Raw genomic sequence first — 26,296 nt, 5'->3', positions numbered from 1 at the left:
TCACGAGGAAGCGGCCGGGCCCCGCACAGGTCACCCGCAAACGCCGGATCAGGTCGTCGTACGACGCCGCCGCGCGCCCGGACGGCGCTCGCTCGGCCGCGTCACCGGGTCACCGGCCTCCTTCGCCGCGTCCCGGCGCTGCGCACCGAACTCGGCGAGGGCCTCGGCCAGCTTGTGCACCGAGGGTTCCGGGGACAGCACGTCGACGCGCAGGCCGTGCTCCTCGGCGGTCTTCGCCGTGGCCGGGCCGATACACGCGATGACCGTCACGTTGTGCGGCTTGCCGGCGATGCCGACCAGGTTGCGCACGGTCGAGGACGAGGTGAAGAGCACCGCGTCGAAACCGCCGCCCTTGATGGCCTCACGCGTGTCGGCGGGCGGCGGCGAGGCGCGGACCGTGCGGTACGCGGTGACGTCGTCGACCTCCCAGCCGAGCTCGATGAGACCGGCCACCAGCGTCTCGGTGGCGATGTCGGCACGCGGCAGGAAGACCCGGTCGATCGGGTCGAAGACCGGGTCGTACGGCGGCCAGTCCTCCAGCAGACCCGCGGCGGACTGCTCACCCGAGGGCACCAGATCCGGCTTCACACCGAAGTCGACGAGCGCGGCGGCGGTCTGCTCGCCGACGGCCGCGACCTTGATCCCGGCGAAGGCACGGGCGTCCAGCCCGTACTCCTCGAACTTCTCCCGGACCGCCTTCACCGCGTTGACCGAGGTGAACGCGATCCACTCGTAGCGGCCCGTGACCAGGCCCTTGACCGCGCGCTCCATCTGCTGGGGCGTACGCGGCGGCTCGACGGCGATCGTCGGGACCTCGTGCGGCACGGCGCCGTACGAACGCAGCTGGTCGGAGAGCGACGCCGCCTGCTCCTTCGTCCGCGGCACGAGCACCTTCCAGCCGAACATCGGCTTGGACTCGAACCACGCGAGCTGGTCGCGCTGGGCGGCGGAGCTGCGCTCGCCGACCACGGCTATGACGGGCTGGTGCCCGTCCGGGGACGGCAGGATCTTGCCCTGCTTGAAGACCTGGGCGATCGTGCCGAGCGTCGCCGTCCAGGTGCGCTGACGCGTCGTCGTGCCGGCGACGGTCACCGTCAGCGGGGTGTCGGGCTTGCGGCCCGCCGAGACCAGCTCGCCGGCGGCCGCGGCCACCGCGTCGAGCCGCGTCGAGATCACGCACGTGGAATCGCTCGCGCCGACCTCGCTCCAGCAGCGGTCCGAGGCGGTACGGGCGTCGACGAACCGGACGTCCGCGCCCTGCGCGTCACGCAGCGGCACCCCGGCGTACGCGGGCACGCCCACGACGTTGGCGACACCCGGCACGACCTCGAAGGGAATGCCCGCGGCGGCGCAGGCCAGCATCTCGCCGCCCGCGTTCCCGTCCAGGCCGGGGTCACCGGAGACGGCACGGACGACCCGCCTGCCGCCCTTCGCGGCCTCCATGACAAGATTGACCGCATCCCTGAGAACGGGAACACCGGCGGCTGTTGACTGCACGTCAACAACCGTCAGCTCAGGCGTGCTTACGCCTGCCCGCGCATGGCAGCGAACGACGCCGAGAACGTCCGGCTCGGCGACAAGAACGTCCGCGCTCGCAAGCGCCTCGACGGCGCGCAGAGTCAGCAGTCCCGGGTCGCCGGGACCGGCGCCGAGGAAGGTGACGTGCCCTGCGGACAGGACAGGAAAATCGGATGCGGCGGGGCCGGTGGGGCTCAAAGTGCTCGCTCCCCCATAAGACCGGCCGCACCCTTGGCAAGCATGTCGGCCGCGAGTTCGCGACCGAGCGCCGCCGCGTCGTCGTGCGACGTGGGAACGGGACCGGTGGTGGACAGCTGCACGAGCGAGGAACCGTCGGTGGAACCGACGACACCGCGCAGGCGCAGTTCGTTGACAGCCTGACCGTCGGCCAGGAGGTCGGCCAGCGCACCCACGGGTGCGGAGCAGCCGGCCTCCAGGGCGGCGAGCAGGGCACGCTCGGCGGTCACGGCGGCCCGGGTGTACGGGTCGTCGAGCTCGGCGAGCGCGGCGGCGAGGTCCGCGCTGGTTGCAGCGCATTCGATCGCCAGTGCTCCCTGGCCGGGAGCGGGCAGAACGGTGTCGACCGACAGGAAGTCGGTCACCTCACCGCTCCGTCCGAGGCGGCTGAGTCCGGCCGCGGCGAGTACCACCGCGTCCAGTTCACCGCTTCGTACGAATCCGATACGCGTATCGACGTTGCCGCGGATCGGCACGGTCTCTATGTCGAGGCCGTGGCTCCGGGCGTACGCGTTGAGCTGCGCCATGCGGCGCGGCGATCCGGTGCCGATGCGGGCGCCGGGCGGCAGCTGCTCGAAGGTCAGTCCGTCGCGCGCCACCAGTGCGTCGCGCGGGTCCTCGCGCACCGGCACCGCGGCCAGCACGAGGCCCTCGGGCTGGGCGGTCGGCAGGTCCTTCAGCGAGTGGACGGCGAAGTCCACCTCGCCGCGCAGCAGCGCCTCGCGCAGCGCGGCGACGAACACGCCGGTCCCGCCGATCTGCGTGAGGTGCTCCTTGGAGGTGTCCCCGTACGTGGTGATCTCGACGAGCTCGACGGCCCGCCCGGTCACCTCGCTGACCGCGTCGGCCACCAGGCCGGACTGCGCCATCGCCAGCTTGCTGCGCCGGGTCCCCAGCCTCAGCGGCTGGCTGGCCCCCGCGCCCGGGGGTGAGTTGTCGGTCATGACCGCCCTCGATTCGGGTCGTTCAGGTCTGCCCGGGAGACGGCGGCGACCGTCTGCGGGTCGAGGTCGAAGAGTTCCCGCAGTGCGTCTGCGTACCCGGCGCCGCCGGGCTCGCTGGCGAGCTGCTTGACCCGCACGGTGGGCGCGTGCAGGAGCTTGTCGACGACGCGGCGCACGGTCTGCGAGATCTCGGCGCGCTGCTTCTCGTCCAGGTCGGGGAGGCGTCCGTCCAGCCGTGCGATCTCGCCCGCGACCACTCCGGCGGCCATCGTGCGCAGGGCGACGACGGTGGGAGTGATGTGGGCGGCGCGCTGGGCGGCACCGAAGGCGGCGACCTCGTCGGCGACGATGGTGCGCACCTGGTCCACATCGGCGGCCATCGGGGCGTCCGCGGACGCCTCGGCGAGCGACTCGATGTCGACGAGGCGCACACCGTCGAGGCGGGCGGCGCCGCCGTCGATGTCGCGCGGCATGGCGAGGTCCAGCAGGGCGAGGCGGACGGGGCCGGTGGACTGGGCGGGCACGGTGACCCGGCGCACCGCCCTGGCCTGCGCGATCGCGGTGGCGGAACCGTTCTCCACCCAGGCGGCGTGCTGCTGGTCCGGCTCGGCGGACGGCGCCGGCACGGGCGCGACGGGCGCCTCGGCCGCGGCGTCCGTGGCGTCGAAGTCCAGCCCGAGCGCCCCGGCGACGGCCTCGGCGCTCAGCACGATGCCGGTCGCGCCGGTGCAGGAGACCACGACATCGGCACGTGTCAGTTCGTCGGAGACCGCGGCCATCTCCACGGCGTGGGCGGCCACCCCCGTACCGCCGGCCTGGCCCAGGATCTCGACCAGGCGGTCGGCGCGGGCGCGGGTGCGGTTGGCGACGACGATCTCGGAGACGCCGGTTCGGGCCAGGGTCGCGGCGGCCAGCGAGGACATCGAGCCGGCGCCGATCACCAGGGCGCGCTTGCCCTTCGCCCAGGCTCCGGTGTCGCCGCCGTCCGCGAGCTGCTCCAGGCCGAAGGTGACGAGCGACTGCCCGGCCCGGTCGATCCCGGTCTCGCTGTGGGCGCGCTTGCCGACCCGCAGGGCCTGCTGGAACAGGTCGTTCAGCAGCCGGCCGGCGGTGTGGAGCTCCTGCCCCAGCGCCAGCGCGTCCTTGATCTGGCCGAGGATCTGGCCCTCGCCCACGACCATCGAGTCCAGCCCGCAGGCCACCGAGAAGAGGTGGTGGACGGCCCGGTCCTCGTAGTGCACATAGAGATACGGAGTCAGCTCGTCCAGCCCGACCCCGCTGTGCTGGGCGAGCAGGGTGGACAGCTCGGCGACGCCCGCGTGGAACTTGTCCACGTCGGCGTACAGCTCGATGCGGTTGCAGGTGGCGAGGACGGCCGCCTCGACGGCGGGCTCCGCGGCGAGGGTGTCCTGGAGCAGCTTGGCCTGGCTGTCGGCGGCCAGCGCGGCCCGCTCCAGCACGGAGACGGGGGCGCTGCGGTGGCTCAGCCCTACGACGAGAAGACTCATGCCGGCATCACGGCGGGCATGTCCCCGTCGGGTCCCTTCCGGCTGCTGGTCGTGGCGCGCACGGGCGGCGCGGCCGGGTCGGGACCGCCGTCGGCGGCCTCCTCGCCGGCCTTGCGCTGCTCGTGGAAGGCGAGGATCTGCAGCTCGATGGAGAGGTCGACCTTGCGCACGTCGACGCCGTCGGGCACCGAGAGCACGGTCGGGGCGAAGTTCAGGATGGAGGTGACCCCGGCGGCCACGAGCCGGTCGCAGACCTGCTGGGCGGCACCGGGCGGCGTGGTGATCACACCGATCGAGACGCCGTTCTCGCTGATGATGCGGTCCAGGTCGTCGGCGTGCTGGACGGGGATCCCGGCGACGGGCGTGCCGGCCATCGCGGGGTCGGCGTCGATCAGCGCGGCGACCCGGAAACCACGGGAGGCGAAACCGCCGTAGTTGGCGAGCGCGGCGCCGAGGTTACCGATGCCGACGATGGCGACCGGCCAGTCCTGGGTCAGGCCGAGTTCGCGCGAGATCTGGTAGACGAGATACTCGACGTCGTAGCCGACGCCGCGCGTCCCGTACGAACCGAGATAGCTGAAGTCCTTGCGCAGCTTCGCGGAGTTGACCCCCGCCGCCGCGGCGAGCTCCTCGGAGGAGACCGTGGGGACCGAACGCTCGGAGAGCGCGGTCAGCGCGCGGAGATACAGCGGAAGTCGGGCGACGGTGGCCTCGGGAATTCCTCGGCTACGGGTCGCCGGTCGGTGATTTCGGCCAGTTGCCACGGTGCTCCTGCGGGATGAGCGGGGCTGCAGGCGGCCGTATGTCCCAAGACCGCCCCGTCGAATGCAGGCTATGTCTTTGTGAACGCGTGCACAAAGATAGTGTCCGTTTTGTCCGGTCAAAGTGACCGGGGTCACGCGCATCCGTCGCGCGATCCAGGAACCATGGATCGCATCAGCCCGTTGCAGGCCCGAAGGGGGCAAAGCGGTACACACTCCTCACAGCCACGCCCCCGAGACCACTCAAAACGCCCACGATGGTAACCGGGTTTCACTCAGGAAAGCAGCGCGCTGCGCAGTCTTGCCGGGTCCACGCGCCAGAACGTGTGCTGTTCGTTATCTACGAGCACCACGGGGATCTGCTCCCAGTACTCCTTGTACAACTCCTCGTCCCGGGTGATGTCCTTCTCCTCCCAGGACGCCCCGGTCTCCTCGCAGACCGCCCGCACCACCGCCCTGGCGTCGTCGCAGAGGTGACACCCCGGCTTCCCGACCAGGGTCACCACGCGGTCGGCGGGCTTCTTCTTCGTACGACGCAGCAGGGCACTCATGCCTCTTATTCTGCGCCGCCCGCGGACCTCATCCGGCCTTGATCCGATACGCCCGCATTCGCCCGTTTAACACGTCGGCCTCCGAGAGTTCACGCCGCCGCATCCCCGCAGGTCCGGAAGGAGCGGACCGACTGGTTATGCTCACCGCATGGCCGCTCTTGGATGGCTCACACCCCGTAGGCGCTCCGCGACAGCACGGAGCGTGCTGGCAGGCGAAGCGGCGGCGGAGGCAGCACGCAAGTCCTCGCTCGACGCCGAGCAGTCCGCCGGCACCGAGGACGCCGCCGCCTCCGGCGCACCGGAGGAACCCGAGTTCCCCGTCGTCGGCGACGACCGGGCCGCCGCCTTCTTCGACCTCGACAACACCGTCATGCAGGGCGCGGCGATCTTCCACTTCGGCCGCGGGCTGTACAAACGGAAGTTCTTCGAGCGCCGCGAACTCACCCGGTTCGCCTGGCAGCAGGCCTGGTTCAGGCTGGCCGGCGTCGAGGACCCCGAACACATGCAGGACGCCCGCGACAGCGCCCTGTCCATCGTCAAGGGCCACCGCGTCTCCGAACTGATGTCGATCGGCGAGGAGATCTACGACGAGTACATGGCCGACCGCATCTGGCCGGGCACCCGCGCGCTCGCCCAGGCCCACCTCGACGCCGGCCAGAAGGTCTGGCTGGTCACCGCCGCCCCGGTGGAGACCGCCACGATCATCGCCCGCCGGCTCGGCCTGACCGGCGCGCTGGGCACCGTCGCCGAATCGGTCGACGGCGTCTACACCGGACGCCTGGTCGGCGAACCGCTGCACGGCCCCGCGAAGGCCGAGGCGGTACGCGCCCTGGCCGCGGCCGAGGGCCTGGACCTGTCACGCTGCGCGGCGTACAGCGACTCGCACAACGACATCCCGATGCTGTCCCTGGTCGGACACCCGTACGCGATCAACCCGGACACCAAGCTCCGCAAGCACGCCCGCGCCCGGGACTGGCGGCTGCGCGACTACCGGACCGGCCGCAAGGCGGCCAAGGTCGGCATCCCGGCCGCCGCCGGCGTGGGCGCCCTGGCCGGCGGCACCGCCGCGGCCGTCGCCCTGCACCGCCGCCGCCGCTGACACACCGCCGGACGGCCCGCCCCGCGGGCGGTCCGCCGGGGCCGGGCCACGCCCGGCCCCCTGCCGCCAAACGGGACCCCGGACCGGTGACCGCTCCGGCCAGTCGGATTACCCCCACCCGACCACAACCTGTCGCCCCCGCAGGCAGATCCCGAAGTAATTCGATCAATAACCGGTCACGATGTGCTACTTGATGCGTCGCGTAGTCGCTACAGAAGCGACGTAATCGATGATTTGAGCAACTGGGTGTAGCACTGCCTGTACGAAGCGTTATTCTCCTCAGACGCATTCCGGAACCCGCTGCTCACTACGACGAGTGACGGTTTCGCACTGCACGTGATGGAAGCTCTGCCTCTGGGAGTCCCGTGTACCCACACGTCGGGGTTGACGCCTCGGGCCTGGCTACGCTGCGCGCAACGGTCGCCGACCGCTTGCGCGGCTTCGTCCCCACCGCGTACGCCGTACCCGCCTTTGCCACCCCTGCACCTGCCGGCCCCTGCTACGCCCTGGCCGAACGCGGTGCGGCGGTCGGAAGACGCAGCAACCGCGGCGCAACGACCACGTCCACCGTTCGTCGGCCGACCGCCGACAGCGACAGCGCGCGCATGATGGATCTCGTCGAGCGCGCACAGGCCGGTGAGGCTGACGCCTTCGGCCGCCTATACGACCAGTACAGCGACACCGTGTACCGCTACATCTACTACCGGGTGGGCGGCAAGGCGACAGCGGAGGACCTCACGAGTGAGACCTTCCTGCGCGCCCTGCGGCGCATCTCCACCTTCACCTGGCAGGGCCGCGACTTCGGCGCCTGGCTGGTCACCATCGCTCGCAACCTGGTCGCCGACCACTTCAAGTCCAGTCGTTTCCGACTGGAAGTGACCACCGGCGAAATGCTCGACGCCAACGAGGTCGAGCGCAGCCCCGAGGACTCCGTCCTGGAGTCCCTCTCCAATGCCGCACTGCTGCAAGCCGTGCGCCGACTCAACCCCCAGCAGCAGGAGTGCGTGACCCTGCGCTTCCTGCAGGGCCTCTCGGTCGCCGAGACCGCCCGGGTGATGGGCAAGAACGAGGGCGCGATCAAGACCCTGCAGTACCGCGCCGTCCGCACCCTCGCCCGGCTCCTTCCGGACGATGCCCGCTGACCGCACCCCGGGCCGAATCACTCTCGGCGATATGTTCATCACGCACTGGTCCGATCATCTTTCGTGCGTAACCCAAGTGCCGCGCTGCTCGTTGTGCCGGTTGCAGGCCCCCTGTCGTCACGCCATGTCCGCAGACACTCACTCATATGTGTGGAAGCGCTCAAGGCGTGCAACCTTCCGGACCCTCAGGGGAGTCGACCGTCATGACGAGAGGAGGTGCCGCCAGTGATCGCAAACGTTTCGGCACACCGGCGGGCGAACGCCTTCGCCCAGGCCCTGGAGGAGCAGTCGCTCCGCGGTGCGGCGGCCGTACAGCCCGAGGACCCGGCCGACCAGGCCGCCCCCGGACCGCTGTTGGCCCTGGCGAACGGCCTCGGTGAACTACCGAAGCCGGAGTTGGATCCCGAGGTCAAAGTGGTGCAGCGAGCCCAGCTCGTCGCCGCCATGGAGGCCATGTTCGCCGCGGGGGGCGCGTCCGCGGACCCCACGGTTCCCGAACAACGGGGCAAGGGGGCCCACCGGGCCTCCCCACTCCGCAGACTGCGCCCCAGATCGCGCTGGACGAAGGGCCTCGCAGCCGGCGGGCTCACCGTCGGTGTGGCCGCGGGAGCCTTCGGCGGCGTGGCCGCCGCCAGCTCCGACGCCCTCCCCGGTGACTCGCTCTACGGGCTGAAGCGCGGCATGGAGGACATCCACCGGGGCCTCGCCGGCAGCGACACGGACCGCGGCGAGGTCTATCTGGACCAGGCATCGACCCGGCTCAGCGAGGCCCGCAGGCTGATGGAGCGCGCCCGCTCCGGCGACCTGGACCACGAGCAGCTCGGCGAGATCAGACGCACGCTCAACGGCATGACCCACGACGCCACCGAGGGCCACCGCCTCCTCCACGCCGCCTACGAACGGGACGGCACGATCGGCCCGATCCAGACCCTGGACTCCTTCTCCCGCTCCCACCGCGACAGCTGGAGCAGCCTCCGCGACCGCCTCCCCGTACAGCTGACCGACGTCGGCAACCAGGTGAGCTCGGTCTTCGCGGCCATAGACGAAGAGGTCGCGCCGCTGCAGTCCCTGCTGCCGCGCGCCCCGGAGACGAGCGGCGCGGCCCAGGATTCCGGCGCCCCCGGCACCGGCACGGACCCCTCGGCCCGTACCGACACCCCCTCGTCGCCCTCGTCCCCCGGCCGGACGCACGAGAGCAGCAAGGGCAAGGACACCTCCCCGACACCGTCGGACTCCGGCAGCACCCCGGCGGACGGCCTGATCGCGGGCGGCACGGACGGTCTCCTCGACCCTCCCTCGCCGAGCGCCACCAGCCCGTCGAAGGAGACACCGAGCACCACCCCGTCGCCGGACGTCACCCTGCCGCCGCTGATCCCCGGCCTGATCGGCGGACTCGGCATCGACGCCCAGGACGACCGGAACTGACCCACGTCGCCGGACGGGCCGATCGAGCCCGTCCGGCGAACGAGGTCACCCCCGCGCCCGAATCCGGGCGTACCTCAGAAGAACACCGACCTCCGCTGCACCAGCAGCTTGTACAGCGTGTGCTGGATCTGCTCCCGCACCTGATCCGTCAGGTTGAACATCAGCATCGGATCCTCCGCCGCCTCCAGCGGATATCCGTCCGTCTGAATCGGCTCACCGAACTGGATCGTCCACTTCGTCGGCAACGGCACCGCCCCCAGCGGCCCCAGCCACGGGAACGTCGGCGTGATCGGGAAGTACGGCGTGCCCAACAGCCGCGCGAGCGTCCTGGAGTTGCCGATCATCGGGTAGATCTCCTCCGCCCCCACGATCGAGCACGGCACGATCGGCACCCCGGCCCGCAGCGCCGTCGACACGAAACCGCCCCGTCCGAAGCGCTGCAGCTTGTACCGCTCGCCGAACGGCTTCCCGATGCCCTTGAAGCCCTCCGGCATCACCCCGACGACCTCGCCCTGCCGCAGCAGCCGCTCCGCGTCCTCCGCGCACGCCAGCGTGTGCCCCGCCTTGCGGGCCAGCTCGTTGACGACCGGCAGCATGAAGACCAGGTCGGCGGCGAGCAGCCGCAGATGCCGGTCGGCCGGATGGTTGTCGTGCACGGCGACCTGGAGCATCAGCCCGTCCAGCGGCAGCGTCCCCGAGTGGTTGGACACGATGAGCGCCCCGCCGTCCGACGGAATGTTCTCGATGCCCTTCACCTCGACCCGGAAGTACTTCTCGTACACCGGCCGCAGCACCGACATCAGGACCTGGTCGGTGAGTTCCTTGTCGTAGCCGAACTCGTCGACGTCGTAGTCGCCCGTGACCCGCCGGCGCAGGAACGCGAGCCCGCCCGCGATCCGCCGGTCCCAGCCGCCGCCTGCCGCGTCCTCAGGGGCCACCACGGCCTCCTCCGGCTCCTCGGGCGACAGAGCGGCCTCCAGCTGCCCCGGAAGGGCGCTGACGGACCCTGTGCCGCGTCCCGAGGGCCGCCGGCGCGCAGCGCGCGGCAGACCCCCCGACCGCGAACGGTCGTCGTCGAACGGAATGACCTTGGCATCCGCCATCGTCGGTGCGCTCCTCTACCTGGCGCTCGGGGTCGGGTGGGTGTCGCCGTCGGACCCGGTGATCTGCGGGGCCCCGCCGGTCCCGCCGGCGAACGGCATCGCGGCCAGCCGGTCGACGGCCCGGCCCACCGCCTCGGGCGGCAGCAGCCCCGGCCCGCGGCTGCGCGCGAACTCGGCGAACGTCTCCGCCGTGGAGAACCGCGGCCGGAAGCCGAGCGTCTCGCGCATCTGGACCGTGGAGACCACCCTGCCATGGGTGAGCAGCCGGATCTGTTCCGGCGAGAAGTCCGTCATGCCGACGGTACGCAGCGCCTGGCCGACCCAGGTGACCGCGGGTAGCAGCAGCGGCATCGTCGGCCGCCCCAGCCGCCGCGAGCACTGCGACAGCAGCAGCACCCCGTCCCCCGCGATGTTGAACGTCCCGCTGTTCAGCGTCCCGCGCCGCGGTTCACCCGCGGCGATGCCGAGGACGTCGACGACGTCGTCCTCGTGGACGAACTGGAGCCTCGGGTCGTACCCGAACACCGTCGGCAGGACCGGCAGCGACAGATAGTCGGCGAGCGGCGAGTCCGGGTCCGGACCCAGGATGTTCGCGAACCTCAGCACGCACACGGCCACGTCGGGCCGCCGGCGCGCGAAGCCCCGTACGTACCCCTCGACCTCCACCGCGTCCTTCGCGAAACCCCCGCCGGGCAGGGCCCTGGGCGCGGTGGTCTCGTGGAAGACCGCCGGGTCGCGCGGCGCGGAGCCGTACACACCCGTGCTGGACTTCACGACCATCCGCCGCACGGACGGCGCCTTCTGGCAGGCACCGAGCAGCTGCATGGTGCCGATGACGTTGGTCTCCTTGACCGCGGTACGCCCCTGCGGCCCGAGCGCCTTGGCGCTGACGTCCAGGTGGACGACCGTGTCGACGGAGTGCTCGGCGAGGACCCGGGCGATGGCGGGCTGGCGGATGTCCGCGCGGACGAAGACGGCGTCGCCCAGCTGATGCCCGGGCGCGACCGCGTCGACCGCGATCACCCGGTCCACGTCCGGATCACGCTGGATGCGCCGCACGAAGCGGCCGCCCAGCTGCCGGGCCGCTCCCGTGACGAGCACGACCTTCCCCAAGATCAGCGCCTTCCGTCGGTCTCCCGTGAAGTGAGTGGGGGGACTCCTGCGCGGAGCCGTTTCCCCCGGTCGTCACCGTAGCGGTTCGATGTTGCCCTGTGATGACTGCGCGGCGCTCTTCTCCCGCGTCGTGGCCCGAATGTCCGCAGGGTCCGGACAGCACCGCAGCCCTCCCGCCGTGTCGGCGAAAGGGCTGCGGATTTCACGAACTGCGTTCGCTTACTTCTTGTTGCGACGCTGAACGCGCGTGCGCTTGAGCAGCTTGCGGTGCTTCTTCTTGGCCATCCGCTTACGCCGCTTCTTGATAACAGAGCCCACGACTACCCTCGCTCACTTCTTCTTCACTGGTGCGGGGCGTCTGGGCCCACACGACCTACGTCGGCCTAGCCTACCCGCCACCGGGTGAGGGGCGTAATCCGAGGGGAACGTCAGGCCGTCCCCACCCCCACGAACGACTCGCGGAGATACTCGTGAACCGCTTGCTCCGGCACCCGGAAGGACCTGCCCACCCGGATCGCCGGCAGATGACCACTGTGCACCAAGCGGTACACGGTCATCTTCGACACTCGCATGACCGAGGCGACTTCCGCCACGGTCAGAAACTTGACCTCGTTGAGAGGCCTCTCGCTGTCAGCAGCCATGACCCACCTGTACCTTCCGCACCGGACGCGCACCGGCTTCCCCTCCGGTGACTCTTCGTCGTTGTGCGCTCACTCCCCAGATTAGGGGCGGGTGATGCGAGTGGGGAAGAGGAGAGACGATCGGCCGCCTACTGTGACAGACACGCCCGATTGAGTACATAGCGCGTGAGCGGCAGGTAGTACGCGGACCGCACGGCATCGTCGAGCGGAACGGCGACCGCCACCCGGCCCTCCGCCTCACCGACGAACAGCGCAGGATCGTCCGTATCGGCCAGGCCGATCGCCTCGATACCCAGCTGACCTGCCCCGCAGACCCAGCCATGGTCTCCCACGACCAGTTCCGGCAGCGGCCCCCGGGAGTCCGCCGCGGCCTCCAGAGCCACCCTGACCGGCAGGGGTGAGTGGGAGTGTGCGCCGGTACCACCACCGGGCACCCGCACGCCGGGTTCGCGCACCAGCGCGACTCCCCGTACGTAGTCGAGGTTGTACGTGCGTACGCCGAACCGGGTCGTTATGTCGATACATCGCCCCTGCGCCGGGGTGAGTACGGTGCACCCCGCCGCCGACAAGGCGTCTGCCAGCGCTGCGTAGAAACCGAGCAACCGGTGCGGATGTCCCGTCCCGAACAGCACCGGCGCCCGCCGGGCCGCCGCGTCCGACAACCGCCCGGCGAAGGCGTCGAGCCCCGCCAGCGTCCGCTCCGGATCGATCACGTCGGGACCCGAGACATGCGCGGGATCGTCCGAGACCCCGCACCTGTCGGCCATCAGCCGCAGCAGCTCCCGTTCCCCCCAGCCCCGTTCGGGGTCGAGGCCCAGCGTCACCCGCGGATCCCTGGCCGCGAAGAGCCGATAACTCCGCAGACTCGTCTCCCGCGGGGTGGCGACGGACCCGGCAAGCCGGGCCGCCAGCAGATGCGCACGCAGCGCTCCGGTGCTCAACACCCTGCCGATGCTGCCCCACCGACGCCGCCCCTGGGCCAAAACCCGCGTTACGCCCCACAGTTGGCGTAACCCGTGCGTCCCGGCGGCCCGGCCCTCAGGTCAGCAGCCCCCGCAGCGGGAACGCCGCCCGCCGGGTCGCCAGCACCGCCTGGTCCAGCCGGTCCGCCGGGTCGTAACCGTCCTCCCACGCCTTCCACGACGGGGTGCGCCCGTCCGTCATCCGGGCCGGCCCCAGCTGCCGGGTCCGGGCGTAGACCTCGTCCCGCCACGACGACGGGATCACCGACTCCGGGTCCACGGGCGCGTGCGCGGCGATCCCCACCAGATGCGTCCAGGACCGCGGCACCACATCCACCACGGCATAACCGCCCCCGCCGAGCGCCACCCACCGCCCGCCGTCCGCGTACTCATGAGCCAGGTCGTGGCAGGCCGCCATCACGGCCCGCTGCGCGTCCAGCGACACCGCGAGATGGGCCAGCGGGTCCTCGAAGTGCGTATCGGCCCCGTGCTGCGTCACCAGCACCTGCGGCCGGAAGTCCGCCAGCAGCTCCGGCACCACGGCGTGGAACGCCCGCAGCCACCCGGCGTCCCCCGTCCCGGCCGGCAGCGCCACGTTCACCGCACCGCCCTCCCCCGCCCCGGCGCCGGTCTCCTCCGGCCACCCGGTCTGCGGGAACAACGTCCGCGGATGCTCGTGCATCGAGATCGTCAGGACCCGCGGGTCCTCCCAGAACGCCGTCTGCACCCCGTCCCCGTGGTGCACGTCCACATCGACGTACGCGACCCGCTCCGCACCGAGCTCCAACAGCCGCGCGATGGCGAGCGCCGGGTCGTTGTAGATGCAGAAGCCGGCCGCGGCGCCGGGCATCGCGTGATGGAGCCCGCCGGTGAAGTTCACGGCGTGCCCGGTCTCGCCCCGCCACACCGCCTCGGCCGCCGCCACCGACTGCCCGGCGATCAGCGCCGACACCTCGTGCATCCCGGCGAACGCCGGATCGTCCGTCGTCCCGATCCCGTAGCCCTGGTCCGCGGACCGCGGATCGGCGGACGCGGCCCGCACCGCCGCCACGTAGTCCGAGCGGTGCACGAGCCGCAGCGTCGAGTCCCCGGCCGCCTTGGCCGCGACCACGTCCACCGCCCGGTCGAGCCCGAACGCCCGCACCAGCCCCATCGTCAGGGCAAGCCTGACCGGGTCCATCGGATGACTGTCCCCGAAGTCGTAACCCGTTACTGCGTCATCCCACATCAACTGTGCGCGGCCGCTCATGCCCGCCACCGTATCGGGCGGGCTCCGCGCCGAACGACTTGGCGTACACGAGCGTCGCGAGCACCAGCACCATGGGCACGAGCATCGCGCCCCGGTAGCTCCACGCGTCGCCGAGCGCCCCCACCAGGGGCGAGCCGACCAGGAAACCCACGTAGTTGAAGATGTTCAGCCGGGCGATCGCGGTGTCGCTCGCCCCGGGGAACATCCGCCCGGCGGCCGCGAAGGTCTGCGGCACGATCACACAGAGCCCGAGCCCCAGCATGGTGAACCCGAGCATCCCCACCCAGGCACCACCGGCCACGGCCACCACACCGAACCCGGCGGCGGCCAGCACGCTCCCGCCCCGCACCACGGCCACGGCCCCGAACCGCCGCACCCCGAGGTCCCCGACGGCCCGCCCCAGCAGCGTCGTCACCATGTAGACGTTGTACGGGACGGTAGAGAGCTGCTCCGAGCTCCCCAGCACGTCCTGCAGGTACTTCGCGCTCCAGTTGGAGACCGTCGAGTCCCCGATGTACGCGAAGCACATCACCAGACAGAGCGGCATCAGCAGCCGGAAGGACACCGCCCCGGCCTTCCCCCGCTCCTCCCCGCTCCCCAGCTCCTCGTCCTGCTTCCCCTCGACGTACCACCGGCTCCCGATGAACGCGACGGGCAGCAGCACCACGACCGCCGGAAGGTACGAGACCAGCAGCGACAGATCCCAGTGCGCCCCGGCCCACGCCATGGACGCCCCGGCGATCCCGCCCAGGCTGTACGCGGCGTGGAAGCCCAGCATGATGGAACGCCCGTACGCCCGCTGGAGGCTGACCCCCATCATGTTCATGGAGGCGTCCAGCGCACCGACGGACAGCCCGAACACACCGAGCGCCAGGGCCGCCTCCCACACCTCGCTCCCGGCACCGACACCGAGCAGCGCCAGCAGCACAAGCGGCTGCGCCCACCGCAGGACCACCCTGGGCCGCACCCTCGCGACCACCTTTTCGGTGACCACGCTGCCCACACCGGCCAGGATCGGCACCGCGGCGAGGAACACGGGCAGCAGGCCGTCGGATATCCCGTACCGGTCCTGAATGGCGGGGATCCGCGTCACGAGGAGAGCGAACGTGACGCCTTGCACGAAGAAGCTCAACGCAAGGGAGGCTCTGCCGTGCCGCAAACGTGCATCTGTCATGGGCGCGAGCGTAGGGCCAGTTTCTACCCATGGGTAGATGAGTCAGGCAAGCAATTCCGGCAGCTGTCCCATGTCGGAGAAATGCCCGGTCACCCCGGCCAGCCGGTCCGCCGGCATCATCGACGTGAAGCCGTACACGTCCATGCCCGCGGCCCTCGCCGCCTCCACGCCGAGCGGGCTGTCCTCGATGACGACGCACCGCTCGGGCGCGACCCCCATCCGCTCCGCGGCGTACAGGAACAGGTCGGGCGCCGGCTTCCCGCGGCCCACGTCCTCCGCACTGAAGATCCACTCCTCCTCGAACCACTGGTCGAGGCCGGTCTTGTGGTGCCCGACGCGGATCCGCTCGTGGCTCCCCGAGGAGGCGACGCAGTACGGGACGCCTTCGGCGACGAGCTTCCCGAGGACGTCCTCGGCGCCCGGGACGGGTTCCAGCTCCCGCTGGAACGCGGCGAAGATCCGTGAGTGGAGCGTGTCGTCGAAGTCCGCGGGCAGCTTCTCGCCGCCCCTTTCCTCGACGAGGTCGTGTACCCGGTGCACGGCGGCCCCCATGTAGTCCCGGAGGGACTCCTCGTACGAGGTGGGGTGCCCGAGCTCCGTGAGGTAGCCGGCGAGGATGGTGTTGGAGATCGGCTCGCTGTCCACGAGCACACCGTCGTTGTCGAAGATGACCAGTTCGTAGCGCATGCCACGACCTTAAACGGTCAGAACGCAGAAAAGCCCCGTGCCACAAGGGCACGGGGCTCAACCATTTTAAAAGGAGTTCGGCGGCGTCCTACTCTCCCACAGGGTCCCCCCTGCAGTACCATCGGCGCTGAAAGGCTTAGCTTCCGGGTTCGGAATGTAACCGGGCGTTTCCCTAACGCAATGACCACCGAAACACTATGAAATTAACCAACACCGGAACAAAACACGGCCGTTCGTTATTTCAGAACTAACACAGTGGACGCGAGCAACTGAGGACAAGCCCTCGGCCTATTAGTACCAGTCAGCTCCACCCGTTACCGGGCTTCCACATCTGGCCTATCAACCCAGTCGTCTACTGGGAGCCTTAACCAATCAAGTTGGTGGGAATACTCATCTCGAAGCAGGCTTCCCGCTTAGATGCTTTCAGCGGTTATCCTTTCCGAACGTAGCCAACCAGCCATGCCCTTGGCAGGACAACTGGCACACCAGAGGTTCGTCCGTCCCGGTCCTCTCGTACTAGGGACAGCCCTTCTCAATATTCCTACGCGCACAGCGGATAGGGACCGAACTGTCTCACGACGTTCTAAACCCAGCTCGCGTACCGCTTTAATGGGCGAACAGCCCAACCCTTGGGACCGACTCCAGCCCCAGGATGCGACGAGCCGACATCGAGGTGCCAAACCATCCCGTCGATATGGACTCTTGGGGAAGATCAGCCTGTTATCCCCGGGGTACCTTTTATCCGTTGAGCGACAGCGCTTCCACAAGCCACTGCCGGATCACTAGTCCCGACTTTCGTCCCTGCTCGACCCGTCGGTCTCACAGTCAAGCTCCCTTGTGCACTTACACTCAACACCTGATTGCCAACCAGGCTGAGGGAACCTTTGGGCGCCTCCGTTACTCTTTAGGAGGCAACCGCCCCAGTTAAACTACCCATCAGACACTGTCCCTGATCCGGATCACGGACCCAGGTTAGACATCCAGCACGACCAGAGTGGTATTTCAACGACGACTCCACAACCACTGGCGTGGCTGCTTCAAAGTCTCCCACCTATCCTACACAAGCCGAACCGAACACCAATATCAAACTATAGTAAAGGTCCCGGGGTCTTTCCGTCCTGCTGCGCGAAACGAGCATCTTTACTCGTAGTGCAATTTCACCGGGCCTATGGTTGAGACAGTCGAGAAGTCGTTACGCCATTCGTGCAGGTCGGAACTTACCCGACAAGGAATTTCGCTACCTTAGGATGGTTATAGTTACCACCGCCGTTTACTGGCGCTTAAGTTCTCAGCTTCGCCGACCCGAAAGTCAGCTAACCGGTCCCCTTAACGTTCCAGCACCGGGCAGGCGTCAGTCCGTATACATCGCCTTACGGCTTCGCACGGACCTGTGTTTTTAGTAAACAGTCGCTTCTCGCTGGTCTCTGCGGCCACCCCCAGCTCAGGAAGCAAGTTCCCTCACCAGTGATGGCCCCCCTTCTCCCGAAGTTACGGGGGCATTTTGCCGAGTTCCTTAACCATAGTTCACCCGAACGCCTCGGTATTCTCTACCTGACTACCTGAGTCGGTTTAGGGTACGGGCCGCCATGAAACTCGCTAGAGGCTTTTCTCGACAGCATAGGATCATCCACTTCACCACAATCGGCTCGGCATCAGGTCTCAGCCTTAATGTGTGACGGATTTACCTACCACACGGCCTACACCCTTACCCCGGGACTACCACCGCCCGGGCTGGACTACCTTCCTGCGTCACCCCATCGCTTACCTAGTACAAGTCTGGTTCGTCGGCTCCACCACTACCCTCAACTCCGAAGAGATCGGGCCGGCTTCACGGACTTAGCATCGCCTGATTCAGTATTGGGCGTTTCAAAGCGGGTACCGGAATATCAACCGGTTGTCCATCGACTACGCCTGTCGGCCTCGCCTTAGGTCCCGACTTACCCTGGGCAGATCAGCTTGACCCAGGAACCCTTAGTCAATCGGCGCACACGTTTCTCACGTGTGTATCGCTACTCATGCCTGCATTCTCACTCGTGAACCGTCCACAACTCGCTTCCGCGGCTGCTTCACCCGGCACACGACGCTCCCCTACCCATCCCAGCAGGCGTTGGCCCTTAATGCTGGAATGACACGACTTCGGCGGTACGCTTGAGCCCCGCTACATTGTCGGCGCGGAATCACTTGACCAGTGAGCTATTACGCACTCTTTCAAGGGTGGCTGCTTCTAAGCCAACCTCCTGGTTGTCTCTGCGACTCCACATCCTTTCCCACTTAGCGTACGCTTAGGGGCCTTAGTCGATGCTCTGGGCTGTTTCCCTCTCGACCATGGAGCTTATCCCCCACAGTCTCACTGCCGTGCTCTCACTTACCGGCATTCGGAGTTTGGCTAAGGTCAGTAACCCGGTAGGGCCCATCGCCTATCCAGTGCTCTACCTCCGGCAAGAAACACACGACGCTGCACCTAAATGCATTTCGGGGAGAACCAGCTATCACGGAGTTTGATTGGCCTTTCACCCCTAACCACAGGTCATCCCCCAGGTTTTCAACCCTGGTGGGTTCGGTCCTCCACGAAGTCTTACCTCCGCTTCAACCTGCCCATGGCTAGATCACTCCGCTTCGGGTCTTGAGCGCGCTACTAAATCGCCCTATTCGGACTCGCTTTCGCTACGGCTTCCCCACACGGGTTAACCTCGCAACACACCGCAAACTCGCAGGCTCATTCTTCAAAAGGCACGCAGTCACGACGCACCGAGTAAACTCGATGCGCGACGCTCCCACGGCTTGTAGGCACACGGTTTCAGGTACTATTTCACTCCGCTCCCGCGGTACTTTTCACCATTCCCTCACGGTACTATCCGCTATCGGTCACCAGGGAATATTTAGGCTTAACGGGTGGTCCCGCCAGATTCACACGGGATTTCTCGGGCCCCGTGCTACTTGGGTGTCTCTTAAACGAGCCGTTAATGTTTCAGCTACGGGGGTCTTACCCTCTACGCCGGACCTTTCGCATGTCCTTCGCCTACATCAACGGTTTCTGACTCGTCTCACAGCCGGCAGACTATGAAAAAGAGATCCCACAACCCCGCATGCGCAACCCCTGCCGGGTATCACACGCATACGGTTTGGCCTGATCCAGTTTCGCTCGCCACTACTCCCGGAATCACGGTTGTTTTCTCTTCCTGAGGGTACTGAGATGTTTCACTTCCCCTCGTTCCCTCCACACTGCCTATGTGTTCAGCAGCGGGTGACAGCCCATGACGACTGCCGGGTTTCCCCATTCGGACACCCCCGGATCAAAGCTTGGTTGACAGCTCCCCGGGGCCTATCGTGGCCTCCCACGTCCTTCATCGGTTCCTGGTGCCAAGGCATCCACCGTGCGCCCTTAAAAACTTGGCCACAGATGCTCGCGTCCACTGTGCAGTTCTCAAACAACGACCAGCCACCCATCACCCCACCCTTACAGGCGAGTTCACTGGGGCCGGCAACCGAAGGACGACCTTTACGGCCGTACCTTCAGATACCCAACAGCGTGCCCGACCCGACCGATCACCCTCACGTTCCACGCCGAAGCAGTACTAGTGAAAACAACCTGTCGTGCCGAATAGTCAACGTTCCACCCATGAGCAACCAGCACCGAACATTCGCCGGTGTACTGGCCTCTGACCGAACCGAGGTCCGGTAAGAAGTGCTCCTTAGAAAGGAGGTGATCCAGCCGCACCTTCCGGTACGGCTACCTTGTTACGACTTCGTCCCAATCGCCAGTCCCACCTTCGACAGCTCCCTCCCACAAGGGGTTGGGCCACCGGCTTCGGGTGTTACCGACTTTCGTGACGTGACGGGCGGTGTGTACAAGGCCCGGGAACGTATTCACCGCAGCAATGCTGATCTGCGATTACTAGCAACTCCGACTTCATGGGGTCGAGTTGCAGACCCCAATCCGAACTGAGACCGGCTTTTTGAGATTCGCTCCGCCTCGCGGCATCGCAGCTCATTGTACCGGCCATTGTAGCACGTGTGCAGCCCAAGACATAAGGGGCATGATGACTTGACGTCGTCCCCACCTTCCTCCGAGTTGACCCCGGCAGTCTCCTGTGAGTCCCCATCACCCCGAAGGGCATGCTGGCAACACAGAACAAGGGTTGCGCTCGTTGCGGGACTTAACCCAACATCTCACGACACGAGCTGACGACAGCCATGCACCACCTGTCACCCGACCACAAGGGGGGCCGTATCTCTACGGCTTTCCGGGCGATGTCAAGCCTTGGTAAGGTTCTTCGCGTTGCGTCGAATTAAGCCACATGCTCCGCTGCTTGTGCGGGCCCCCGTCAATTCCTTTGAGTTTTAGCCTTGCGGCCGTACTCCCCAGGCGGGGAACTTAATGCGTTAGCTGCGGCACCGACGACGTGGAATGTCGCCAACACCTAGTTCCCAACGTTTACGGCGTGGACTACCAGGGTATCTAATCCTGTTCGCTCCCCACGCTTTCGCTCCTCAGCGTCAGTAATGGCCCAGAGATCCGCCTTCGCCACCGGTGTTCCTCCTGATATCTGCGCATTTCACCGCTACACCAGGAATTCCGATCTCCCCTACCACACTCTAGCCTGCCCGTATCGACTGCAGACCCGGGGTTAAGCCCCGGGCTTTCACAACCGACGCAACAAGCCGCCTACGAGCTCTTTACGCCCAATAATTCCGGACAACGCTTGCGCCCTACGTATTACCGCGGCTGCTGGCACGTAGTTAGCCGGCGCTTCTTCTGCAGGTACCGTCACTTTCGCTTCTTCCCTGCTGAAAGAGGTTTACAACCCGAAGGCCGTCATCCCTCACGCGGCGTCGCTGCATCAGGCTTTCGCCCATTGTGCAATATTCCCCACTGCTGCCTCCCGTAGGAGTCTGGGCCGTGTCTCAGTCCCAGTGTGGCCGGTCGCCCTCTCAGGCCGGCTACCCGTCGTCGCCTTGGTAGGCCATTACCCCACCAACTAGCTGATAGGCCGCGGGCTCATCCTTCACCGCCGGAGCTTTTAACCTTCCCCCATGAGAGAGAAAGTATTATCCGGTATTAGACCCCGTTTCCAGGGCTTGTCCCAGAGTGAAGGGCAGATTGCCCACGTGTTACTCACCCGTTCGCCACTAATCCACCCCGAAGGGCTTCATCGTTCGACTTGCATGTGTTAAGCACGCCGCCAGCGTTCGTCCTGAGCCAGGATCAAACTCTCCGTGAATGTTTTCCCGTAATCGGGTAGACACACACGAGAGCGGAACGGTCAGGTCGGAATAAGACCGACCGTTCACTGTGTCCTCGCTGTGTTCATTGCCTACCAGGCCGGTAAAGGCCTGTTAGGACTTTCAAAGGAACCTCGAACCTGCCGAAGCAGGTCGGGGTATCAACATATCTGGCGTTGACTTTTGGCACGCTGTTGAGTTCTCAAGGAACGGACGCTTCCTTTGTACTCACCCTCTCGGGCTTTCCTCCGGGCGCTTCCCTTCGGTCTTGCGTTTCCGACTCTATCAGACTCTTTCGTGTCCGATTCCCGGTCGAAGCGGGCCTCGCATTTTCCGCTTTCCAGTTCTTCGCTTTCGCGTTTCCCTTTCCGGCGAGTCCGACTCTATCAGATCCTTTCGGGCCTGATTCCCAGTCAGTGGGGCTTGTCTTCCCGGTTGTTGGGCCGTTCCGACGAGTGAGACATTAGCGGATTCCAGGGCCCCGACGCTAATCGGGGTCACGTTCCTTCGAACGCGGATTCCTCATTTCGCATAAGCGCACGCAGAGGCAGGCGACAGCTGTCGCTCGCTCGTTGTGGTTACTGCGGAATGGCTGTCCGGGGACCGACCGAGGTCGGCGCTCACGTCGGACAACTCGGAGCACATTACGGATGCCGAGGGGGTGTGTCAACCCCGGTCGCCGCCGGGGTGCGGTGGAAGGCCAGGCGGTAGTCCCGGGGGCTGGTGCCCAGGTGGGTGGCGAAGTGCTGGCGCATGGTGATCTCGCTGCCGAACCCCGTGCGGCGGGCCACCTCGGGCAGGGGCAGGTCGGTGCGCTCCAGCAGCTTCTGAGCTGCGGCGATGCGCTGGGTGATGAGCCAGCGCAGTGGAGTGGTGCCGGTCGTCGCCTGGAAGTGGCGGGCGAAGGACCGGGAGGACATGCCGGCCCGTGCGGCCAGCTCCGCCACGGTGTGCGGTTCCGCCAGACGGGTCAGGGCGAAGGCCCGTACGGCGGCGAGCGTGTCGGCGTCGCGGTCGGTCTGCGGTGTGGGGTGCTCGATGAACTGGGCCTGCGTGCCGGTACGGAACGGTGCCGTGACCATCGAACGGGCGATCGTCGCCGCGGTCTCGGCGCCATGGGTGTTCCGTACGAGATGGAGGCAGAGGTCGATGCCCGCTGCCGTGCCGGCGGACGTCCAGAGGTTGTCGTCGTGGACGAACAGGGCGTCCGGGACGACGGTCACCTCGGGATGGCGGGTGCGCAGGAGGTCCGTGAGGTTCCAGTGGGTGACGGCACGGCGGCCGTCGAGGAGGCCCGCCTGGGCCAGGGTGAACGCACCTCCGCAGAGCGCGGCGATCGGTGTGGCGCGGGCGTGGGCGCGGCGCAGGGCTTCGAGGACCGGTTCCGGGGCCGGCGTCACATGGTCGTCGAGGCCGGGGACGACGATCAGGTCGGCTCGGGCCAGCCAGTTGAGCGTGCGGTCGGGGGTGAGGGTGAGTCCGCCGCGCAGGGGGATGGGGGCGGTGGTGGCCGCCGTGCGGTGCAGGGCGAAGGGCGGGACTCCGCGGTCCGTGCGGTCCACGCCCCAGACCTCCGTGATCACCGAGACGTCGAACGCGCGGACGCCCGGGAAGGAGACCAGGGCGATCCGGGAGGGGGCTGCGGGGGTTGCGTCGGGCGTCCCGGTGGTGGTGGCCATGGTGGCAGTAAAGCATCGGTCGATGGCTTTCCGACCTCTGGGCGCACGGGTCCGGGCGCGGCAGCATCGTTGTCATGGAGATCGCGGAGAACGCAGCGCTGGTTGTGGTGGACGTACAGCAGGGGTTCGAGGAGGAGGCGTACTGGGGGCCGCGGAACAATCCCTCGGCCGACGAGAACATCGCCGGGCTGATCGACGCCTGGCAGTCGGGCGGGCGGCCGGTCGTGTTCGTACGGCATGACTCGCCGAAGCCGGATTCGCCTTTGCGGGTCGGATATCCGGGAAACGGCTTCAAGGCCTATGTGGAGGAGCGACGGGGGAAGGGCGGCGGGCCCGAGCTGTTCGTGACGAAGAGCGTGAACTCGGCGTTCTACGGATCGCCGGATCTGGGAGCGTGGCTCGGCGAGGCCGGGGTGCGGCAGATCGTGGTGGCCGGGATCCAGACCAACATGTGCGCGGAGACGACTGCGCGGATGGCGGGGAACCTGGGGTACGAGGTGTTCTTCGCGCTCGACGCGACGTACACCTTCGACGGGGTGGGCCCGTGGGGGTGGACGCTCGGGGCGGAGGAGCTGGCGCGGGCCACCGCCGTGTCGTTGCACGGCGGTGGGTTCGCGGAGGTGGTGCGCAGTGCGGAGCTGATCGCTGCCGCCGCCGGGTAGGTCAGCCGTTGCCGGAGGCGAGTTCGCGGCTGCGGTCGCGGGCGGCTTCGAGGGCCGCGATGAGTGCGGCGCGCACGCCGTGGTTCTCCAGCTCACGGATGGCGCTGATGGTGGTGCCGGCCGGGCTGGTGACGGCCTCGCGGAGCTTGACCGGGTGTTCGCCGCTGTCGCGGAGCATCACGGCGGCTCCGATGGCGGCCTGCACGATGAGGTCGTGGGCCTGGGCGCGGGGCAGGCCGAGCAGGATGCCGGCGTCCGTCATCGCCTCGACGAGGAAGTAGAAGTAGGCGGGGCCCGAGCCGGAGAGTGCGGTGGCCGCGTCCTGCTGGGACTCGGGGACGCGCAGGGTCTTGCCCACCCCGCCGAAGATCGCCTCCGTGGTGGCGAGGTGATCGGTGATGGCGTGGCTGCCCGCGGAGATGACGGACATGCCCTCGTCGACCAGGACGGGGGTGTTCGGCATGACCCGCACCACCGGGGTGCCCGGGGTGAGGCGCTCCTCGATGAAGGCGGTCGTGATGCCGGCCGCGGCGCTGATGACCAGGCGGTCGGCGGTGAGGTGGGGGGACAGTTCGTCCAGCAGGCGGCCCATGTCCTGGGGCTTGACCGCGAGGATCAGGATGTCGGCGCGCTTGGCGGCCTCCGCGTTGGTGACCGCGTCGACGCCGTAGCGGTCGTGGAGTTCGGTGGCTCGCTCGGAGCGGCGGGTGGTGACCAGCAGGTTCGCCGGGCGCCAGCCGGCCCGGATCATTCCGCTGAGCAGGGCCTCGCCGATCTTGCCGGTGCCGAGGACTGCAACTGTCTGGGTCATGCGGTTCCCTCCGGGCGGTGCTCACGGTTGCTCGTGCCGCCATCCTCGCACCGGCCCGTCAGGTGGTGCGGCGGCGGAGGGTGGCTGCGCCGAGGGCGAGGACGAGGAGGGCGCAGCCGGCCACGACCACGACGTCGCGGACGAAGTTCCCGGTGATCTCGGTGTGGTGGAGGACCTCGTTCATGCCGTCGACGGCGTACGACATGGGCAGCACGTTCGAGATCGCTTCGAGGACGGGTGCCATCTGGTCGCGGGCGATGAAGAGTCCGCAGAGCAGGAGCTGCGGGAAGATCACGGCCGGCATGAACTGGACGGCCTGGAACTCGGAGGCCGCGAAGGCCGAGACGAACAGGCCGAGGGCCGTGCCGAGCAGCGCGTCGAGCAGGGCGACCAGGAGCAGCAGCCAGGGCGATCCGGTGACGTCGAGGCCGAGGGCCCAGACCGAGATGCCGGTCGCCAGGAGCGACTGGACGATGGCGACGGCTCCGAAGGCGAGGGCGTATCCGGCGATCAGGTCGCCCTTGCCGAGCGGCATGGCGAGGAGCCGTTCCAGGGTGCCCGAGGTGCGTTCGCGCAGGGTGGCGATCGAGGTCACCAGGAACATCGTGATCAGCGGGAAGATGCCGAGGAGCGAGGCGCCGATGGAGTCGAAGGTCCGGGGGCTGCCGTCGAAGACGTAGCGCAGCAGCGTGATCATCACGACCGGGATCAGCAGGAGCAGCGCGATGGTGCGCGGGTCGTGGGTCAGCTGGCGCAGGACGCGGGCCGCGGTGGCGAGGGTGCGGGCGGCGCCGAGTGGCGCGGTGCCGGTGGCCGGGGTGGTCGTGGTGCTCATCGGGCGTTCTCCTGACGGGTGGCGGCCGCGTCGACCAGGTGGAGGAAGGCTTCTTCGACGGTGTCGGTACGGGAGTCCGTGCGCAGGGCCTCGGGGGTGTCGTCGGCGAGGATCTCGCCCTCCCGCATGAGGAGCAGCCGGTGGCAGCGCTCGGCCTCGTCCATCACGTGGGAGGAGACGAGGAGGGTGGTGCCGCGGTCGGCGGCGAGGCTGTGGAAGAGGTTCCAGAGGTCGCGTCGGAGCACCGGGTCGAGGCCGACGGTCGGTTCGTCGAGGACGAGGAGTTCGGGGGTGCCGAGGAGGGCGACGGCGAGGGAGACGCGGGTGTGCTGGCCGCCGGAGAGGGTGCCGGCGAGGGCGTCGGCGTGGCTGGTCAGGTCGACCTCGGTGATGGCGCGGGTGACGGCCGCGCGGCGGTCGTCACGGTGCCGGCGGCCCGGCCGGAGGATCGCGGCGAAGTAGTCGAGGTTCTGCCGGACGGTGAGGTCGGTGTAGACGGACGGTGCCTGGGTGACGTAGCCGATCCGGGGGCGGAGGGTGGGGTGGCCCGCGGGGCTGCCCAGCACGTCGAGGGTGCCGGTGACCTTGGCCTGGGTGCCGACGACGGCTCGCATCAGGGTGGATTTGCCGCAGCCGGAGGGGCCGAGGAGGCCCGTGATCCTGCCGGGTTCGACGGTGAAGTCGAGGCCCTTGAGGACGGTGCGGCTGCCTCGTACGACGGTGAGGCCGCGGGCCTCGATGGCGGCACCCGAAGAATTCATCATGTGATGAATTTTGGTCCCGGCGGGGCGCCGCCGTCAAGGGGGCTCGTTGGGGGCCGGGTCCTTGTTGTGGGGTGCCGCCGGTCCGGGTGCGGGTCTTTGTCCTCAAGCGCCGGACGGGCCGGCTTTGTGCGGGTGCCCCGCGGGGCGGCGCCGTTGCCCGGCGGGTGGGGGTGGGGCCCCTCCGGGGCGTCTCCTCAGAAACTGGCGT

The 26,296-nt window shown here is 68.1% G+C and carries 21 protein-coding genes and 3 rRNA genes; 4 read left to right on the top strand and 20 right to left on the bottom strand.

Going from position 1 to position 26,296, the window contains the following annotated elements; translation table 11 throughout:
- Positions 1 to 48: 48 nt before the first annotated feature.
- From OG521_22525 to OG521_22505, 5 genes are all read right to left on the bottom strand, one after another.
- Positions 49 to 1,716: a bifunctional uroporphyrinogen-III C-methyltransferase/uroporphyrinogen-III synthase gene (locus OG521_22525; GenBank protein ID WUW23404.1), complete on the bottom strand. Its 1,668-nt coding sequence runs from the start codon at positions 1,714 to 1,716 to the stop codon at positions 49 to 51.
- Positions 1,713 to 2,699, bottom strand: a complete 987-nt coding sequence (gene hemC, locus OG521_22520; GenBank protein WUW23403.1) for a hydroxymethylbilane synthase — start codon at positions 2,697 to 2,699, stop codon at positions 1,713 to 1,715. Before hemC ends, OG521_22525 begins: the two co-directional genes overlap by 4 nt.
- Positions 2,696 to 4,207 carry a glutamyl-tRNA reductase gene (locus tag OG521_22515; GenBank protein WUW23402.1) on the bottom strand — a complete coding sequence of 504 codons (1,512 nt, stop codon included), beginning with the start codon at positions 4,205 to 4,207 and terminating at the stop codon, positions 2,696 to 2,698. Before OG521_22515 ends, hemC begins: the two co-directional genes overlap by 4 nt.
- The gene (locus OG521_22510) at positions 4,204 to 4,971 is read right to left on the bottom strand and encodes a redox-sensing transcriptional repressor Rex (GenBank protein WUW23401.1); all 768 of its coding nucleotides are present in this window, start codon (positions 4,969 to 4,971) and stop codon (positions 4,204 to 4,206) included. The genes OG521_22515 and OG521_22510 overlap by 4 nt, the downstream gene beginning before the upstream one ends.
- A 272-nt stretch (positions 4,972 to 5,243) precedes the next feature.
- Complete coding sequence (locus OG521_22505) at positions 5,244 to 5,519, bottom strand: glutaredoxin family protein (protein ID WUW23400.1); 276 nt, start codon at positions 5,517 to 5,519, stop codon at positions 5,244 to 5,246.
- A gap of 148 nt (positions 5,520 to 5,667) precedes the next feature.
- Between OG521_22505 and OG521_22500 the strand changes: the two genes are divergently transcribed.
- The 3 genes from OG521_22500 to OG521_22490 all read left to right on the top strand — a co-directional run bounded on the left by OG521_22500 (position 5,668) and on the right by OG521_22490 (position 9,185).
- Positions 5,668 to 6,618, top strand: coding sequence for an HAD-IB family hydrolase (locus OG521_22500; protein ID WUW23399.1), 951 nt, complete (start codon positions 5,668 to 5,670; stop codon positions 6,616 to 6,618).
- Positions 6,619 to 6,983: 365 nt separating this feature from the next.
- Entirely contained in the window at positions 6,984 to 7,760 is a 777-nt protein-coding gene (locus OG521_22495) for a sigma-70 family RNA polymerase sigma factor (GenBank protein WUW23398.1), read from the top strand.
- Between the two features lie 225 nt (positions 7,761 to 7,985).
- Entirely contained in the window at positions 7,986 to 9,185 is a 1,200-nt protein-coding gene (locus OG521_22490) for a DUF5667 domain-containing protein (GenBank protein ID WUW23397.1), read from the top strand.
- A gap of 74 nt (positions 9,186 to 9,259) precedes the next feature.
- Here OG521_22490 and OG521_22485 read toward each other — a convergent pair whose 3' ends face one another.
- The 12 genes from OG521_22485 to OG521_22430 all read right to left on the bottom strand — a co-directional run bounded on the left by OG521_22485 (position 9,260) and on the right by OG521_22430 (position 23,016).
- Positions 9,260 to 10,288 carry an acyltransferase family protein gene (locus OG521_22485; protein WUW23396.1) on the bottom strand — a complete coding sequence of 343 codons (1,029 nt, stop codon included), beginning with the start codon at positions 10,286 to 10,288 and terminating at the stop codon, positions 9,260 to 9,262.
- Between the two features lie 15 nt (positions 10,289 to 10,303).
- Positions 10,304 to 11,401, bottom strand: coding sequence for an NAD-dependent epimerase/dehydratase family protein (locus OG521_22480; GenBank protein ID WUW23395.1), 1,098 nt, complete (start codon positions 11,399 to 11,401; stop codon positions 10,304 to 10,306).
- Between the two features lie 219 nt (positions 11,402 to 11,620).
- On the bottom strand, positions 11,621 to 11,719 hold the full coding sequence (locus tag OG521_22475) for an AURKAIP1/COX24 domain-containing protein (GenBank protein ID WUW23394.1): 99 nt from the start codon (positions 11,717 to 11,719) through the stop codon (positions 11,621 to 11,623).
- 110 nt (positions 11,720 to 11,829) lie between these two features.
- On the bottom strand, positions 11,830 to 12,042 hold the full coding sequence (locus OG521_22470) for a helix-turn-helix domain-containing protein (GenBank protein WUW23393.1): 213 nt from the start codon (positions 12,040 to 12,042) through the stop codon (positions 11,830 to 11,832).
- Positions 12,043 to 12,170: 128 nt separating this feature from the next.
- A complete protein-coding gene (locus OG521_22465) occupies positions 12,171 to 12,986 on the bottom strand; it encodes a phosphatase (protein WUW23392.1) in 816 nt (271 codons plus the stop codon).
- A gap of 94 nt (positions 12,987 to 13,080) precedes the next feature.
- Entirely contained in the window at positions 13,081 to 14,253 is a 1,173-nt protein-coding gene (locus OG521_22460) for an acetoin utilization protein AcuC (protein WUW23391.1), read from the bottom strand.
- A complete protein-coding gene (locus OG521_22455; protein WUW23390.1) occupies positions 14,222 to 15,427 on the bottom strand; it encodes an MFS transporter in 1,206 nt (401 codons plus the stop codon). The genes OG521_22460 and OG521_22455 overlap by 32 nt, the downstream gene beginning before the upstream one ends.
- 42 nt (positions 15,428 to 15,469) lie before the next feature.
- Entirely contained in the window at positions 15,470 to 16,114 is a 645-nt protein-coding gene (locus OG521_22450; GenBank protein WUW23389.1) for an HAD family hydrolase, read from the bottom strand.
- Positions 16,115 to 16,189: 75 nt separating this feature from the next.
- Positions 16,190 to 16,306, bottom strand: a 5S ribosomal RNA gene (gene rrf / locus OG521_22445).
- A 79-nt stretch (positions 16,307 to 16,385) separates the two neighbouring features.
- A 23S ribosomal RNA gene (locus OG521_22440) occupies positions 16,386 to 19,510 on the bottom strand.
- A gap of 300 nt (positions 19,511 to 19,810) precedes the next feature.
- Positions 19,811 to 21,336, bottom strand: a 16S ribosomal RNA gene (locus OG521_22435).
- Together the 16S, 23S and 5S rRNA genes form the textbook arrangement of a ribosomal RNA operon.
- Positions 21,337 to 21,981: 645 nt before the next feature.
- Positions 21,982 to 23,016: a helix-turn-helix domain-containing protein gene (locus OG521_22430; protein ID WUW23388.1), complete on the bottom strand. Its 1,035-nt coding sequence runs from the start codon at positions 23,014 to 23,016 to the stop codon at positions 21,982 to 21,984.
- Between the two features lie 74 nt (positions 23,017 to 23,090).
- Between OG521_22430 and OG521_22425 the strand changes: the two genes are divergently transcribed.
- Positions 23,091 to 23,678, top strand: a complete 588-nt coding sequence (locus OG521_22425; GenBank protein WUW23387.1) for a cysteine hydrolase — start codon at positions 23,091 to 23,093, stop codon at positions 23,676 to 23,678.
- Position 23,679: 1 nt separating this feature from the next.
- On the opposite strand, the gene proC is transcribed toward OG521_22425, so the two are convergent.
- From proC to OG521_22410, 3 genes are read right to left on the bottom strand one after another with little or no spacing between them, the layout of a single operon-like run.
- Positions 23,680 to 24,489 (bottom strand): pyrroline-5-carboxylate reductase, encoded by an 810-nt coding sequence (gene proC / locus OG521_22420; GenBank protein ID WUW23386.1) that lies wholly within the window; start codon positions 24,487 to 24,489, stop codon positions 23,680 to 23,682.
- A 58-nt stretch (positions 24,490 to 24,547) separates the two neighbouring features.
- Positions 24,548 to 25,324: an ABC transporter permease gene (locus tag OG521_22415; GenBank protein ID WUW23385.1), complete on the bottom strand. Its 777-nt coding sequence runs from the start codon at positions 25,322 to 25,324 to the stop codon at positions 24,548 to 24,550.
- A complete protein-coding gene (locus OG521_22410) occupies positions 25,321 to 26,088 on the bottom strand; it encodes an ABC transporter ATP-binding protein (GenBank protein ID WUW23384.1) in 768 nt (255 codons plus the stop codon). The genes OG521_22415 and OG521_22410 overlap by 4 nt, the downstream gene beginning before the upstream one ends.
- Positions 26,089 to 26,296: the final 208 nt, after the last annotated feature.

The organism is Streptomyces sp. NBC_01463 (genome assembly GCA_036227345.1).
GTDB lineage: Bacteria > Actinomycetota > Actinomycetes > Streptomycetales > Streptomycetaceae > Streptomyces.
Note: the sequence above shows the minus strand (reverse complement) of the source record. Positions and strands in the feature narration are given on the sequence as shown.

Bases quoted from the DNA above. Each gene is read 5' to 3' on its own strand.
- OG521_22450 (WUW23389.1), bottom strand. From the start codon at position 16,114: ATGCGCTACGAACTGGTCATCTTCGACAACGACGGTGTGCTCGTGGAC.
- OG521_22515 (WUW23402.1), bottom strand. From the start codon at position 4,207: ATGAGTCTTCTCGTCGTAGGGCTGAGCCACCGCAGCGCCCCCGTCTCC.
- OG521_22470 (WUW23393.1), bottom strand. From the start codon at position 12,042: ATGGCTGCTGACAGCGAGAGGCCTCTCAACGAGGTCAAGTTTCTGACC.
- OG521_22415 (WUW23385.1), bottom strand. From the start codon at position 25,324: ATGAGCACCACGACCACCCCGGCCACCGGCACCGCGCCACTCGGCGCC.
- OG521_22460 (WUW23391.1), bottom strand. From the start codon at position 14,253: ATGAGCGGCCGCGCACAGTTGATGTGGGATGACGCAGTAACGGGTTAC.
- hemC (WUW23403.1), bottom strand. From the start codon at position 2,699: ATGACCGACAACTCACCCCCGGGCGCGGGGGCCAGCCAGCCGCTGAGG.
- OG521_22410 (WUW23384.1), bottom strand. From the start codon at position 26,088: ATGATGAATTCTTCGGGTGCCGCCATCGAGGCCCGCGGCCTCACCGTC.
- OG521_22500 (WUW23399.1), top strand. From the start codon at position 5,668: ATGGCCGCTCTTGGATGGCTCACACCCCGTAGGCGCTCCGCGACAGCA.
- proC (WUW23386.1), bottom strand. From the start codon at position 24,489: ATGACCCAGACAGTTGCAGTCCTCGGCACCGGCAAGATCGGCGAGGCC.
- OG521_22430 (WUW23388.1), bottom strand. From the start codon at position 23,016: ATGGCCACCACCACCGGGACGCCCGACGCAACCCCCGCAGCCCCCTCC.
- OG521_22455 (WUW23390.1), bottom strand. From the start codon at position 15,427: ATGACAGATGCACGTTTGCGGCACGGCAGAGCCTCCCTTGCGTTGAGC.
- OG521_22485 (WUW23396.1), bottom strand. From the start codon at position 10,288: ATGGCGGATGCCAAGGTCATTCCGTTCGACGACGACCGTTCGCGGTCG.
- OG521_22505 (WUW23400.1), bottom strand. From the start codon at position 5,519: ATGAGTGCCCTGCTGCGTCGTACGAAGAAGAAGCCCGCCGACCGCGTG.
- OG521_22425 (WUW23387.1), top strand. From the start codon at position 23,091: ATGGAGATCGCGGAGAACGCAGCGCTGGTTGTGGTGGACGTACAGCAG.